General features: G+C 60.0%; 12 protein-coding genes and 1 tRNA gene. 5 read left to right on the forward strand and 8 right to left on the reverse strand.

What is annotated here, in order from left to right:
• Positions 1-61: 61 nt before the first annotated feature.
• The 4 genes from F550_RS0112165 to F550_RS0112180 all read right to left on the reverse strand — a co-directional run bounded on the left by F550_RS0112165 (position 62) and on the right by F550_RS0112180 (position 4,093).
• A complete protein-coding gene (locus tag F550_RS0112165; RefSeq protein WP_018148838.1) occupies positions 62-1,060 on the reverse strand; it encodes an adenosine kinase in 999 nt (332 codons plus the stop codon).
• Positions 1,061-1,135: 75 nt separating this feature from the next.
• A complete protein-coding gene (gene fsa / locus F550_RS0112170; RefSeq protein ID WP_018148839.1) occupies positions 1,136-1,786 on the reverse strand; it encodes a fructose-6-phosphate aldolase in 651 nt (216 codons plus the stop codon).
• 51 nt (positions 1,787-1,837) lie between these two features.
• Positions 1,838-2,788, reverse strand: coding sequence for a UDP-glucuronic acid decarboxylase family protein (locus F550_RS0112175; RefSeq protein ID WP_018148840.1), 951 nt, complete (start codon positions 2,786-2,788; stop codon positions 1,838-1,840).
• A complete protein-coding gene (locus F550_RS0112180) occupies positions 2,789-4,093 on the reverse strand; it encodes a UDP-glucose dehydrogenase family protein (protein ID WP_018148841.1) in 1,305 nt (434 codons plus the stop codon). It abuts the gene before it with no gap.
• Positions 4,094-4,219: 126 nt separating this feature from the next.
• Here F550_RS0112180 and F550_RS19205 point away from each other — a divergent pair.
• Both F550_RS19205 and F550_RS0112185 read left to right on the forward strand, forming a co-directional pair.
• Positions 4,220-4,291 (forward strand) — tRNA-OTHER (locus F550_RS19205).
• A gap of 42 nt (positions 4,292-4,333) precedes the next feature.
• Positions 4,334-5,071 carry a hypothetical protein gene (locus F550_RS0112185; RefSeq protein WP_156807931.1) on the forward strand — a complete coding sequence of 246 codons (738 nt, stop codon included), beginning with the start codon at positions 4,334-4,336 and terminating at the stop codon, positions 5,069-5,071.
• Here F550_RS0112185 and F550_RS0112190 read toward each other — a convergent pair.
• The 4 genes from F550_RS0112190 to F550_RS0112205 all read right to left on the reverse strand — a co-directional run bounded on the left by F550_RS0112190 (position 5,059) and on the right by F550_RS0112205 (position 11,110).
• On the reverse strand, positions 5,059-6,573 hold the full coding sequence (locus tag F550_RS0112190) for a phosphomannomutase/phosphoglucomutase (protein ID WP_026180750.1): 1,515 nt from the start codon (positions 6,571-6,573) through the stop codon (positions 5,059-5,061). The two genes, F550_RS0112185 and F550_RS0112190, sit on opposite strands and share 13 nt — an antisense overlap.
• A gap of 78 nt (positions 6,574-6,651) precedes the next feature.
• Complete coding sequence (locus F550_RS0112195) at positions 6,652-7,377, reverse strand: type 1 glutamine amidotransferase (RefSeq protein WP_018148844.1); 726 nt, start codon at positions 7,375-7,377, stop codon at positions 6,652-6,654.
• On the reverse strand, positions 7,377-9,239 hold the full coding sequence (locus F550_RS0112200) for an ABC transporter ATP-binding protein (RefSeq protein WP_018148845.1): 1,863 nt from the start codon (positions 9,237-9,239) through the stop codon (positions 7,377-7,379). Before F550_RS0112200 ends, F550_RS0112195 begins: the two co-directional genes overlap by 1 nt.
• 107 nt (positions 9,240-9,346) lie before the next feature.
• Positions 9,347-11,110 (reverse strand): DUF885 domain-containing protein, encoded by a 1,764-nt coding sequence (locus tag F550_RS0112205; protein ID WP_018148846.1) that lies wholly within the window; start codon positions 11,108-11,110, stop codon positions 9,347-9,349.
• Between the two features lie 81 nt (positions 11,111-11,191).
• On the opposite strand from F550_RS0112205, the gene sdhC reads away from it, so the two are divergent.
• From sdhC to sdhA, 3 genes are read left to right on the forward strand one after another with little or no spacing between them, the layout of a single operon-like run.
• On the forward strand, positions 11,192-11,593 hold the full coding sequence (gene sdhC / locus F550_RS0112210) for a succinate dehydrogenase, cytochrome b556 subunit (protein ID WP_026180751.1): 402 nt from the start codon (positions 11,192-11,194) through the stop codon (positions 11,591-11,593).
• Positions 11,594-11,603: 10 nt separating this feature from the next.
• The gene (gene sdhD / locus F550_RS0112215) at positions 11,604-11,996 is read left to right on the forward strand and encodes a succinate dehydrogenase, hydrophobic membrane anchor protein (protein WP_018148848.1); all 393 of its coding nucleotides are present in this window, start codon (positions 11,604-11,606) and stop codon (positions 11,994-11,996) included.
• A 33-nt stretch (positions 11,997-12,029) separates the two neighbouring features.
• Entirely contained in the window at positions 12,030-13,820 is a 1,791-nt protein-coding gene (gene sdhA / locus F550_RS0112220; RefSeq protein WP_018148849.1) for a succinate dehydrogenase flavoprotein subunit, read from the forward strand.
• Positions 13,821-13,827: the final 7 nt, after the last annotated feature.

The following is a 13,827-nucleotide window of genomic DNA, read 5'->3' on the forward strand; positions in this document are numbered from 1 at the left end:
CCTTCAATAGGTTTAGATAAAATTAGCCTTGATGTTCACGACACGGCCGAGCGGCAGGCCGTTAGATGCTGATGCCTGCTTTGCGGGCGAGCTCAGCGTAGGGCGTTTCCGGACGCGGCCCGTAATGAGAGATCACTTCCGCCGCCGCGATGTGGCCAAGGCGAGCACATGTCTCAAGCGGCAGCTCACGGCTGACACCGAAGAGAAAGCCTGCCGCATACTGGTCGCCGGCACCGGTCGTATCGACGACCTTTGAAACGGGTTCAGCAGCGACAGCAACGACGCCATCAGGCCCGATCACCACAGACCCTTTTTCGGACCTTGTGATCGCCGCAAGACCCGTATCCTCACGCATGCGGGCGACGGCCTCATCGAAATCTTCGGTCTGATAGAGCGACAGCGCCTCGTCCTCATTGGCAAAGACAAGATCGATATGGTTCTTGATGAGGTGGAGGAAGCTATCGCGATGGCGCTCGACGCAGAAGCCATCAGAGAGGGTCAGGGCAACCTTGCGGCCTGCGGCCTTGGCAATCTCGGAGGCATGTACGAAGGCGGCCTTGGCGGCTTCCTGATCGAAGAGATAGCCTTCCAGATAAAGGATCGCTGCGTCGCGAACCATGTCTTCCTGGATATCGGTCGGTGAGAAAAGCACTGACGCGCCAAGGAAGGTATTCATGCTGCGCGCGCCATCTGGCGTCACGAAGACGACACAGCGCGCGGTGGCCGGGCCATCCTCAAGCGCATGCGTTTCGAAGGGAATGCCGCTCTCATTCATGTCCTTGCGAAAGACATCGCCGAGCGGGTCCTTCGCGACCTTGCCGATATAGCCGGCGCGGCCGCCAAAGCTTGAAATGCCGACAATCGTATTGGCGCCTGAGCCGCCTGACAGTTGCGGGCCTTCCGGCGCGGCCTGGACCAGCGCGTCTGCGCGATCTTCATCGATAAGCGTCATGCCATTCTTGCGGATGTCATGCTCTTCGAGGAAGGAGTCTTCCACGCTGGCAAAGACGTCGACGATCGCGTTGCCAAGGCCAACCACGTCAAATCGGGTATCAGTCAAAAATCACCTCTTGGGTCTGATGTTTCGGGCGCGGCGGTTTCCGAGCGCCCCGGGAATGAAAAGCCTGGGGCCGCGTCAAATTTCGATGCCGGCCTTCTTCGCGTCAGCCAGAAAGGCGGCAAGCCCCTTGTCGGTCAGCGGATGATCGGCAAGTCCGCGCAACACATTTGGCGGCAGGGTTGCGACATCCGCGCCGGCCAGCGCCGACAGTTTCACGTGATTGGCGTTGCGGATCGATGCGGCAAGGATTTCGGTCTCGAAGCCATAATTGTCATAAATGGTCCGAATGTCTTCGATCACTTCCATGCCGTCGATATTCATATCGTCCAGCCGGCCAATGAAGGGCGAGATATAGGTTGCGCCTGCTTTGGCCGCGAGCAGGGCCTGATTGGCCGAAAAGCAGAGCGTGACGTTTACCGCCGTGCCTGCATCGCTCAGGGTCCGGCAGGCCTTGAGGCCGTCCATGGTCAGCGGCAGTTTCACGGCGACATTCTCGGCAATCGCCTGCAGCTTGCGGCCTTCGCTCAGCATCGTGTCGAAATCTGTGGCGACGACTTCGGCGCTGACATGGCCGGATGTCAGGTCGCATATCTCTGCGATCACATCCGACATCTTGCGGGCGGATTTCGCGATCAGCGACGGGTTGGTTGTCACGCCATCGATCAGGCCCGCCTCTGCGAGCGACTTGATTTCGCCGGTGTCAGCGGTGTCGACAAAGAATTTCATGGCAGCCTCCTGCGGGTCTGCAGGGGCTTTAGCAATGATGAGGCCATCCGGCTAGGCGGCCTGGTGAAGCTGCCTGAAATAGGCGATCGTCTTTTCGAGGCCATCGCGGAGTTTCACCTCCGGCTCCCAGCCGAGCGTGTCCCTTGCGCGGGTGATATCCGGCTTGCGCTTGCGGGGATCGTCCTGCGGCAGCGGTTTCTGGACAAGCTGTGATTTCGCGCCCGTCATCTCGATGACAAGTTCGGCCAGCTGCTTGATGGTGAACTCGCCCGGATTGCCGAGATTGATCGGGCCTGTGACCTCCGGCCCCGTATTCATCAGGCCGATCAGCCCATCCACCAGATCGTCGACATAGCAGAAGCTGCGGGTCTGGCTGCCATCGCCATAGATGGTGATGTCTTCGCCGCGCAGCGCCTGCATGAGGAAATTGGACACGACGCGCCCATCATTGGGGTGCATGCGCGGGCCATAAGTGTTGAAGATCCGCGCGACCTTGATCTCAACCCCGTGCTGGCGGTGATAGTCGAAGCACAGCGTCTCGGCGCAGCGTTTGCCTTCGTCATAGCAGCTGCGCGGGCCAATCGGGTTCACATTGCCCCAATAGCTTTCTTCCTGCGGATGGATTTCAGGGTCGCCATAGATTTCAGAGGTCGAGGCCTGGAGGATCCGCGCCCGTGTCCGCTTGGCGAGACCGAGCATGTTGATGGCGCCGTGAACCGATGTCTTGGTCGTCTGCACCGGGTCGAACTGGTAATGGATGGGGCTTGCCGGGCAGGCCATATTGTAAATCTGGTCGATCTCGACGAAGAGCGGAAACGTCACATCATGGCGCATCAGCTCAAAGCGCGGATTGCCAAGTAGGTGGGCCACATTGGACCGTGTGCCCGTGAAGAAATTGTCGACACAGAGCACTTCGGCGCCCTCATCGAGCAGCCGCTCACAAAGATACGAGCCGATGAAACCGGCCCCGCCGGTGACGAGAACGCGGTTAGCCAGATGCATCTAAGGTCGTCCCACACTTGTATAATCGAAGCCGCGCTTCTCCATATCTTCCGGCGAATAGATATTGCGCAGGTCGACGATGACATTGCCTTTTAGGCTCTCTTTCACGCGGTCAAAATCCAGCGCGCGGAACTGGTCCCATTCGGTGATGATAACCATGGCGTCCGCGCCCTCGATGGCGCCATAGGCGTTCTCGGCATAGTCGAGCCCGCTCATCAGCTTTTTGGCTTCGTGCATGGCTTCAGGGTCATATGCCTTCACATGCGCGCCCGCCTCGATGAGGGCCGGGATAATATCGAGCGACGGCGCATCGCGCATGTCATCGGTATTCTGCTTGAAGGCGAGGCCCAGGACACCAATCGTCTTGCCTTTGACGTCGCCGTCCATCGCCTTGATGATCTTGTCCGCCATCGCCTTCTTGCGGGCGGCGTTGACCTCGACCACGGTGTCGACGATGCGGACCGGCGTCTTGTAGTCATTTGCCGTCTTGGTGAGGGCGAGCGTATCTTTCGGAAAGCAGGAGCCGCCATAGCCGGGGCCTGCATTGAGGAATTTACGTCCGATCCGGCCATCAAGGCCGATCCCGCGAGACACTTCCTGCACATTCGCGCCCACCGCTTCGCAGAGGTCGGCCATCTCGTTGATGAAGGTGATCTTCACGGCGAGGAAAGCGTTCGCCGCATATTTGATCAGCTCTGAAGTCCGCCGGCTGGTGAACAGGATCGGCGTCTCATTAAGGAAGAGCGGGCGGTAAAGCTCCCGCATCCGTTCGCGGGCGCGTTCACTGTCAGTGCCAACCACAACGCGGTCAGGGATCTTGAAGTCCTTGATGGCGGCGCCTTCGCGCAGGAATTCAGGGTTCGATACAACCGCGAAATCGGCGTCCGGATTGGTCTCACGGATGATGGCTTCAACCTCGTCTCCCGTGCCGACCGGAACGGTCGATTTGGTTACGACAACCGTAAAGCCTTCCATGAGGCCGGCGATTTCCTTGGCGGCGGCATAGACATAGGAGAGGTCTGCATGGCCATCGCCGCGGCGCGACGGCGTGCCAACGGCGATGAAAACCGCATCGGCCTCTGCGATCGCATCTTTCGCTTCTGTCGTGAAGGTCAGGCGGCCAGCTTCGACGTTCTGGCCGACCAGATCATCGAGTCCCGGCTCATAAATTGGAATCTCACCCTTTTTCAGGCGTTCGATCTTGCTTGCATCCTTGTCGACGCAGGTCACGACATGGCCGAAGTCGGCAAAACATGCCCCGCTCACAAGGCCAACATAGCCTGTCCCGATCATCGCTACGCGCATGGCTTGGATCCTGTACTCAAAAGGTCTTCAGAAGTTGCGGCGAGGGGTGCGATTTTTATGCCAGAACGTCAAGTGGAATGGGGATTCTGAAGATTGACTTTCTCGATTTCGACTTCATCTTGATCGCGGGTGATGGTGTAATGGAAACACGCCTATCTCACGATAGGAGCCTAGCTGGGTTCGATTCCCGGTCACCAAAAGGTAGGTTCAACTTGCTACCTTTTGGTGACCGGGGGTCATATGCCGCAAACTTCTCATCAGCTTTACCGCGCACACGTAAAAAACCTCAGGGCTATTGAAACCGCTCTCACGCACACACGCCTATCGATGAAACAAGCTTTGTCGGCCACGAATGATGCGACGGCGGATGTTCACCTAAAGACAGTCCTTCTTTTGACGGGGGCCTGGGCAGAGTGTCGCCTAAATAAACTCGTCTATGAGCCCGGCGGGTTGTCGGAGGCGGATAGAGCGTTGGTACAAAGCGGAACTCAATACGACCAATGGCTCACCGTAATCAAAACGGGTTTTCAAAATCGGTATATCAACAGCGCCAGGCGCAATGTTGAAGAGCCTCATGTGAACGCCGATACTCGCGCGAGATACGACAGGATAACGTCATCGGTCGATACTCACCTCAAACCAATTATTGAAATGAGAAACAAGCTCGCTCACGGTCAATGGGTCAGGGCTCTGAACGCCGCAGGCGACGATATCAATCCTAGAATGATACAGGCAATTCATGCAGAGAACGCCCTCACATCCCAGTTCAAAGCCAAGTTGATTGATATCCTAGCAGATATCGTTCACGACTTGGTCTCAGGAGGCGATGCTTTTCCGCGAGATTATAACGCTCATTATGAGCGCTACTTTCAAATCCAAAAGAAATTAGAGACCGTTGATTATGATGATTGGAAGCGCCGCATGATCGAAAAGTATAAGAGAGGAAAGGATCAACGCCGAACGCCTCAGATTTCCTGATTGTATTCCCCGACGTCCTTGTGCTTGCCGAGGCGGGGTTTGACCTCCTTGTGGAAGAGATCGCGCATGTCATCGGCCGACTGAAGGCTCTCGACCACGACAACCAGTTCAGGCTTGTTCGATGAGGCGCGTACCAGCACCCACGACCCATCGTCCAACGTCACGCGGGCGCCATTGACGGTGTTCACATCGACGACTTTGCGGCCGAGAATTTCCTTGCCCGCCATGCTTTCATATTCGGCGACCATCTTGTCGATGACCTGATATTTCAGCTCATCATCGCAATGCGGCGACATGGTGAGCGAGGTATAGGCAATGCCAAGCTCATCCTTGAGGTCGGCCATCGTCTTGTCCGGGTTGCGGTCGAGCATCTGCAGGATCGCGCCAGCGGCGACGATGCCATCATCATAACCAAGCCCGATTGGGGGGCGGAAGAAAAAGTGGCCGGACTTCTCAAAGCCTGCCAGCGCGCCAAGCTCTGTTGTGCGGCGTTTGATGTAGGAATGGCCGGTCTTGTAATAATCGACGGTCGAGCCGTTCTCTTTGAGGACCGGGTCGGTCTTGTAGAGGCCGGTCGACTTCACATCGACCACGAATTTTGCGCCCGGATGCACCTTTGAAAGGTCGCGCGCCAGCATCAGGCCGATCTTGTCGGCAAAGATTTCCTCGCCAGTATTGTCGACCACGCCGCAGCGGTCGCCGTCGCCATCAAAACCAAGCGCGACGTCGGCGCCATGCTCCTTCACGGCCTTCGCCATTTCGTGGAGCATCTTGGAGTCTTCGGGGTTCGGATTGTATTTCGGGAAGGTGTTGTCGAGATTGCAGTCCATCTCGATGACGTCGGCGCCCATCGCGCGCAGCGCATCCGGCGCGAACGCACCCGCTGTGCCATTCCCGCACGCAGCGATCACCCTTAGTTTCCGCTTAAGCGAAACGCCTTCGGAGACCGATGCGATATATTTCTCGCGCAGGCCATCGACCCGGAAAGCGCCGCCGCCAGCGCGCGGCTGGAAGTTGCCGCTGAGCACGATCTCTTTCAGGCGGCCCATTTCGTCAGGGCCAAAGGTGAGCGGCTTGTTTGCGCCCATCTTCACGCCGGTCCAGCCATTCTCATTATGGCTGGCGGTAACCATGGCGCAGCAATCGGCATCAAGCTCGAACTGGGCCCAGTAGACCATGGGGCTGAGCGCGAGGCCGACATCCAGAACCTCGCAGCCGCCTGCGACGAGGCCAAGCTTCAGCGCATTCTTGATCGGCAGGGAGATCGAGCGGAAGTCATGACCTGTCACAACTTTTGGCTGAACGCCGAGCTCATGGAAAAGGGTCGCCATGCCAAGGCCGAGGGCTTCGGCGCCCAGCAGATTGAGGTCCGGGGCCTTGTCGCTGCTCGGAATGCCGAACCACCAGCGCGCATCATATTCGCGAAAGCCCGTGGGCTTCACGAGGGGCAGGGTTTCGAACTCGATCGAATTGGCAGTGATGTCTGCACGCGGCTTCGGCATCATGGGCCCATGTCTCCTTGAACTATCTGCTACCTGTGATGGCATGAAAAGATGACGCTTTTCCAGCCTTGCCGAGCTTTATTTGCTCTGCACGTTCGCTTTCAGGAAGCGCGCCATCCAGTCGGCGACCCGGTCATTGTCGACCGATGTCTCCAGGCTTTCGCATGCTTCGTCGACGCGGTCTGCACTGAAAGCGGCATTGCGCCTCACATTGTAGAGCGCGCAGCAGAAGCCCGCGCTGAATTCCGGGTGGCCCTGAAAGCTGATGGCCGGGACGCGGCCATAATCGAGCACCGCATAGGGGGTGAAGTCCGACCGCGCCACGACGCTTGCGCCGGGCGGCAGGCTTTGCACCTGGTCCTGATGGCTGACGCCGAGCGAAAAGGTGTCGCCGGTGAAATCGCCCATCCAGCCTGGATGCTCGCAGACATCATAGACGTGGCGGCCAAGCCCCCAGCCCTTGTCAGATTTGTCGACCTTTGCGCCGAGCGCCTTGGCGACGGCCTGATGACCGAAACAGACGCCGATCTGCGGCACGCCCTTTGCCGCCGCGAGCTGGATGTAATTGAGCAGCGGCGCCATCCAGTCATGGGTCTCGTAAACGCCGGCCGCAGAGCCGGTGACAAGAAGCGCGTCAACGCTCTCAAGGTCCGGGAAAGGTTCGCCCTGACTTATGGCCACGCTTTCACAGGTCAGGCCCGGCAGGTGAGGGGAAATCAGGTCTTCGAACATGGCCGGATAGCGTGGCCAGTCATCGCGCATGGCCTCAGGCGGCAAGCCGGTTTCAAGTATGGTCAGCTTCATCAGACAGTCTCTTCGGAAGGTTCGGGGGCGGGCTCGGGTTCGACAAGGAAACCGCCGGACTGGCGCGACCAGAGGTCTGCGTAAAGCCCGCCGTCTGCGACGAGCGCTTCATGCGTGCCCTGTTCGACAATTACGCCGCGGTCCAGCACGATCAGGCGGTCCATGGCGGCGATGGTGGAAAGCCGGTGGGCGATGGCAAATACGGTCTTGCCCTGCATCAGTTCAAACAGGCTGTCCTGAATGGCGCCCTCAACCTCGGAGTCCAGCGCAGAGGTCGCCTCGTCCAGGATCAGGATAGGGGCGTCCTTGAGGAAGATGCGCGCGATGGCGATGCGCTGGCGCTGGCCGCCGGACAGTTTCACGCCGCGTTCGCCGACATGCGCGTCGAGCCCGAGACGGCCTTGGGCATCTTCAAGCGTCTCGATGAAGCCCAGCGCTTCGGCCCGGCGGGCGGCGGCAAGAATCTCGGCATCGCTTGCGCCAGGGCGGCCATAGGCAATGTTCTCGCGGATCGAGCGATGCAGGAGCGATGTATCCTGCGTCACCACACCGATCTGTGAGCGAAGCGAGTCCTGCGTGACGCCGGCGATGTCATGGCCATCGATGAGGAGGCGTCCGGTTTCGGCATCATAGAAGCGCAGGAGAAGATTGGTGAGCGTCGTCTTGCCTGCGCCCGAGCGCCCGACAAGGCCGATCTTTTCGCCAGCCGCAATGTCGAGGTTGAGGCCTTCAATGACACCGCTGCCCTTGCCATAGTGGAAGGTCACATCCTCAAAGCGCACAGCGCCGCTGACGGGTGGGAGCGCTGTTGCCCCCTCGCGGTCTTCCACGGCGACCGGCTTTTTCAGCATCGACATGCCATCATAGACCACGCCGATATTCTCGAAGAGGGCCGCGACCTCCCACATGATCCATTGCGACATGGATTTGATACGCAGCGCCAGACCGACGGCAGCGGCCACAGCGCCCGCGCTCACAAGCTCGCCCAGCCAGAGATAGAGCCCGCCTGCCGTAATCAGGAAAACCAGGAGCGAATTGTTGAGATAGACAATGGCATTGAGGCTCGTGACCAGCCGCATCTGGCGGTACACGGTGCCGAGAAAGCCTGACATGCTGCCCTTGGCATAGTCTTCCTCAAGGCCGGAATGGGCGAACAGCTTCACGGTCTGGATATTCGTGTACGAGTCGACGATGCGGCCCGTCATGATGGAGCGCGCATCGGCCTGATCCTGTGCGACCTTGCCGAGCCGGGGAACATATAAAAACATGATGACGCCATAGACCGCCGCCCACAGGATAAGCGGCAGGGTGAGGCGCCAGTCCGCGCTCGCGACGAGGGCCAGCGCAGACACGAAATAGACGATCACAAAGACGAAAACGTCGAGGACCTTCATCACGGTCTCGCGCACCGACAAGGCGGTCTGCATCACTTTCGTGGCGACACGGCCTGCGAACTCATTGCCGAAAAAGCCCATGGATTGGCCCAGCATCTGGCGGTGCATGCGCCAGCGCGCGCTCATCGGGACATTGCTCATCAGGCCCTGATAAACGATCAGCCCCTGGATCAGCGTTGCGAGCGGAAGGCCGATCAGCAGCACCGCGCCCATCATCATTAATGTGCCGGCTTCACGCTGGACAAAGCCCTCGCGGTCCGCCTCTGCCAGCCAGTCGACGATCCCGCCAAGAAAGCCAAAAAGGGCGACCTCTCCGACGGCGATGATCGCGGTAAAGATTGACATGGCAACAAGCCACGGGACCGCACCGCGGACATAATGCCAGACGAACGCCAGAAACCGGTCGGGCGGCAAGCCATCGAGGCTTTGCGGAAAAGGGTTCAGACGGCGTTCGAAGAAGCGATACATGGCTCGCCCATGTGGCGCGGCCCGGCCTCATGCGCAAGCAGGCTTAAGGCCTGCCTGTCGTAGTTTCCTGTCAAGGCGCCCCGGCACCGAACTGCCGGACTGGGCGCCTATTCAAGCTGTGTGTCGATCCAGTCCGCTATGCGCGCCTCCAGCGCATCAAGCGGCAGGGAACCTGCGCCAAGGACGGCGTCGTGGAAGGTGCGGATGTCGAAGTCCTCGCCCAGTGCCTCGCGGGCAATCTCGCGCAGCTCCAGGATTTTCAGCTCACCTACCTTGTAGGCCGTCGCCTGTCCGGGCCAGCCAATATAGCGGGTGACTTCAGTTTCGATATTGAGGGGCGAGAGCGCGGAGTTTTCAAGAAAGCAGGCCTCTGCCTCTTCGCGAGACCAGCCATACCAGTGAAGCCCGGTATCGGCGACCAGCCGACAGGCGCGCCACATTTCGTAAGAGAGCTGGCCGAACCGCTCATAGGGCGTCTCATAAAATCCTGCCTCGCCAGCGAGCTTCTCGGCATAAAGGCCCCAGCCCTCGCCAAAGGCGGTGGCGTAATAGTCCTGCCGGAAACGCGGCACATTTTCCATTTCCTGCGCGAGGGAAATCTGGAGGTGATGTCCGGGCACCGCTTCGTGCGCGGAAAGGGCTGGCAGTTCGTAAAGCGGGCGCTGGTCGAGGGCGTAGGTATTGACCAGATACGTCCCCGCAATGCCCTTTTCCGGATCACCGCTCGCATAGCGGCCGGTTGTATAGCCGGGCGCAATATCGGCGGGGACGTCTTCGACGCCATAGGTCAGGCGCGGCAGGGTGGCGAAATAGCGGGGCAGGAGCGCGTCGAGGCGTTTTGAGAGCCGCGCGGCCTTCTCCATCAGGTCTTCCGGCGTCTCGGCATAAAATTGCGGATCGCTTCTGAGGAAAGCCTGAAAGTCTTCAAAGCTGCCATCATAGCCAATCTCGGCAATAATTTCGTCCATGCCGGCGCGGATCCTGGCGACTTCTCCAAGGCCCAGCTCATGGATCTCTTCAGGCGAATAGCCCGCGCCCGCCGTGTGGTTCTGGATCGCATCGCGGTAATAGGCGCGCCCGCTGGGCAAACTCCCGACGCCGGGCTCTTCGCGCGCAGCTGGCACATAGTCGGTTTCGAAGAATTCAAGCGCGCCGCGATAGGCGTCTATGGCGGCGGCGACTGCTTCGCGTCCGCGTGACCGCAGGCTTTCTGCGGTCTCTGCGTCTATCGAAGCAGGCAGCTCGATGAGGGGGGCATAAAGCGGGCTATTCTCTGGCGAGAGCGCGGCCTGCTCTTCGATCTGGGCCATGGTCGTTGCCAGGGGATCGCTGTGCGCCGTCCAGCCGGTCTCAATGCCCCGGCGCATATTTTCGACATGGCCCTCGAAGTATCGCGGCAGATCCTCAAGCCGGGCGACCCAGGCTTCCGCATCGGCTTCAGTCTCGATGCGTAGCTGGCGCGCGGCAAACAGCGGCGCGGCCTGAAACCCCCAATCGCCATTGAAGGGAACGCGGGCGGTATCGAATCTGTCGGCGGAGATCAGCCGGTCGAGAAGGTGCGAGAGGATTTTCCATTCAGGCGTCGACTTGTCTTCGATGCTCTGAAGGCGGCCGCGAAGGCTACGGGCCTGGCGCGCCGTGCGGGCAACGCGCTCGGGTGAGATATCGGCCCAGCGGTCCGGGGACCGGTTCTGCGCACGGGCCGCTTCTGCAGGGTCGATGGCGCGGACGAGCGCCTCATATTCAATGACCAGCTGCTCAAGGGTCGCGTTGCGCGCGGCTTCCTGCGGTGGTGATTGCGATGCTGCGGGAGCGGCCGACGCGAGGGAAAGCAGCATTGCTGTGCCGAGACTGCGGAGAATCATACGCATTTGACCTTTCTTGTCGCGTTGACACCGCGCTGCACCCTTCTAGAACCCGGTGTCACAGGACATATGTTTCGGGAGACCCCAATGTCAGGTTCAGAGTGGACTGATCCACGCCCGATGTCACCACACCTCCAGGTGTGGAAATGGCATTGGACGATGGCCTCATCGATCTTTCATCGCGTCAGCGGCGTTGGCAACTATATTGGCGCTCTGCTGGTCAGTATGTGGATTATTTCACTTGCCGCCGGCGAGGAAGCATATGGCGCCGTCGAGACTGTCATATTGCACCCGGTGGGACAGATCCTTCTCTTCTTCTGGCTGGTGTCCGTCTCTTTTCACTGGGCCAATGGCCTGCGCCATTTGATCTGGGACGGGCCGAAGGCGGGCTTCAATCCGAAAGTGGCCAGCATCTGGTCCATCGTCAATTTCGCCGTCGGCATTGTTGCCGCCGCCATCATCTGGTCGCTCGCGACCAATCTGTTCTAGGGGTCTGCCCATGCGCGCCGATTTCAAAACACCGGCTGCGGCCGCCCGCGGCCTTGGTTCTGCCAAAGCTGGCACGGGCCATCACATCAAGCAGCGCGTGTCCGCCATCGCGTTGTTCTTCCTTGTGCCGTGGTTCCTCTATGCCGTGATCGCGGCCACCCGCGGCGGTTATGACGGGGCGACCGTCTGGATGTCGCAGCCCTGGAATGCGATCCTCCTTATTCTGACACTGGGCGCGGCATTCTTTCACATGCGCCTCGGTGTTCAGGTCATTATTGAAGATTATATCCACAAGGCAGGCATGAAGCAGGGCCTTCTGATCCTGAACACATTTGTCTGCGTAGGACTCTTCGCGGCCACAGCCCTGTCGGTTCTGAAAGTCTGGATCTCGGCAGGCCTCTAAGAAGCCGTCCTGCCACCGGAAGGAAAGTCACTCATGTCTGACTACAAATTTGTCGATCACACCTATGATGTCGTCGTTGTCGGCGCTGGCGGCTCTGGCCTTCGTGCTGCGCTGGGCGCGGCGCAGGCAGGTCTGAAAACGGCATGTATCTCCAAGGTCTTCCCGACCCGCTCGCACACAGTTGCCGCGCAAGGCGGGATCGCCGCCTCGCTGGGCAATATGGGCCCGGACGACTGGCGCTGGCACATGTACGATACGGTCAAGGGTTCCGACTGGCTCGGCGACCAGGACTCCATCGAATACCTCTGCCGTGAAGCGCCAAAGGCAGTTTATGAGCTTGAGCACTGGGGCATGCCCTTCTCGCGCAATGAGCAGGGCAAGATCTATCAGCGCCCGTTCGGCGGCCACACGACCGAATACGGCGAAGGCCCGCCGGTTCAGCGCACCTGTGCCGCCGCCGACCGGACCGGTCACGCCATGCTGCACACGCTGTACGGCCAGTGCGTCAAGGAAGAGACCGAATTCTTCATCGAGTATTTCGCGCTCGACCTCATCATGGATGATGAAGGCGCGTGCCGCGGTGTGACCGCCTGGAAGCTCGACGATGGCACGCTTCACCGCTTCCGCGCGCAGAAGACGATCCTCGCGACGGGCGGTTATGGCCGCGCCTTCTTCTCCTGTACGTCAGCGCATACCTGCACGGGCGATGGCAATGCCATGGTGCTTCGCGCCGGCCTGCCGCTGCAGGACATGGAGTTCATCCAGTTCCATCCGACCGGCATTTACGGCGCAGGCTGCCTCATCACCGAAGGCGCGCGCGGCGAAGGCGGGTATCTGACCAATTCCGAGGGCGAGCGCTTCATGGAGCGCTATGCCCCATCGGCCAAGGACCTTGCCTCCCGCGATGTCGTGGCGCGCGCCATGACGGTGGAGATCCGCGAAGGCCGCGGCGTCGGTGAGGGCAAGGACCACATCCACCTTCACCTTGAGCACCTGCCGCCGGAAACGCTGGCCGAGCGCCTGCCGGGCATTTCGGAAACCGCGAAGGTCTTCTCCGGTGTCGATGTCACGACAGAGCCGATCCCGGTCCTGCCGACGGTCCACTACAATATGGGCGGCATCCCAACGAACTTTCATGGCGAGGTGCTGACCAAGAAGGGCGACAATCCCGATAGCGTCGTTCAGGGCCTCATGGCTGTTGGTGAAGCGGCCTGTGTGTCGGTTCACGGCGCCAACCGTCTTGGCTCCAACTCGCTGATTGACCTTGTGGTCTTCGGCCGGGCAGCCGGTCTCCGCTGTGGTGCCACGCTGGAGGCGGGCGCAAGCCAGCCGGAAGTGCGCGACAGCCAGACCGACAGCCACCTCGCCCGCTTTGACCGCGTCCGCAATGCGAAGGGTGACCAGCCTGTCGCGCAGCTGCGAGCGGACATGCAGAAGTCGATGCAGGAAAACTGCGCGGTCTTCCGGACCGGCGAAGTCCTTGATGAGGGCGTCGAGAAGATCGCAGGCATCTATGGCCGCGTCGGCGGCATGGACGTCAAGGATCGCGGCATGATCTGGAATACCGATCTGGTCGAGGCCCTGGAATTCGATAACCTCATCGCGCAGGCCGCTGTCACCGTGAACTCTGCTGCCAACCGCAAGGAAAGCCGCGGGGCCCATGCGCGTGAGGACTTCTCGGACCGCGACGATACTGAATGGATGAAGCACACGCTTGCTTGGGCCGACGATGCCGGCAAGGTGACAATCGATTACCGCCCGGTGCATGAGTACACGATGTCGAACGACATCGAGTACATCAAGCCCAAGGCGCGCGTGTACTAGGGGAGCG

Origin of the sequence: Henriciella marina DSM 19595, assembly GCF_000376805.1 — a bacterium.
GTDB classification, from domain to species: Bacteria; Pseudomonadota; Alphaproteobacteria; order Caulobacterales; family Hyphomonadaceae; genus Henriciella; species Henriciella marina.

Bases quoted from the DNA above. Each gene is read 5' to 3' on its own strand.
- fsa (WP_018148839.1), bottom strand. From the start codon at position 1,786: ATGAAATTCTTTGTCGACACCGCTGACACCGGCGAAATCAAGTCGCTC.
- F550_RS0112175 (WP_018148840.1), bottom strand. From the start codon at position 2,788: ATGCATCTGGCTAACCGCGTTCTCGTCACCGGCGGGGCCGGTTTCATC.
- F550_RS0112180 (WP_018148841.1), bottom strand. From the start codon at position 4,093: ATGCGCGTAGCGATGATCGGGACAGGCTATGTTGGCCTTGTGAGCGGG.
- F550_RS0112185 (WP_156807931.1), top strand. From the start codon at position 4,334: ATGCCGCAAACTTCTCATCAGCTTTACCGCGCACACGTAAAAAACCTC.
- F550_RS0112190 (WP_026180750.1), bottom strand. From the start codon at position 6,573: ATGCCGAAGCCGCGTGCAGACATCACTGCCAATTCGATCGAGTTCGAA.
- F550_RS0112195 (WP_018148844.1), bottom strand. From the start codon at position 7,377: ATGAAGCTGACCATACTTGAAACCGGCTTGCCGCCTGAGGCCATGCGC.
- F550_RS0112200 (WP_018148845.1), bottom strand. From the start codon at position 9,239: ATGTATCGCTTCTTCGAACGCCGTCTGAACCCTTTTCCGCAAAGCCTC.
- F550_RS0112205 (WP_018148846.1), bottom strand. From the start codon at position 11,110: ATGCGTATGATTCTCCGCAGTCTCGGCACAGCAATGCTGCTTTCCCTC.
- sdhC (WP_026180751.1), top strand. From the start codon at position 11,192: ATGTCAGGTTCAGAGTGGACTGATCCACGCCCGATGTCACCACACCTC.
- sdhD (WP_018148848.1), top strand. From the start codon at position 11,604: ATGCGCGCCGATTTCAAAACACCGGCTGCGGCCGCCCGCGGCCTTGGT.
- sdhA (WP_018148849.1), top strand. From the start codon at position 12,030: ATGTCTGACTACAAATTTGTCGATCACACCTATGATGTCGTCGTTGTC.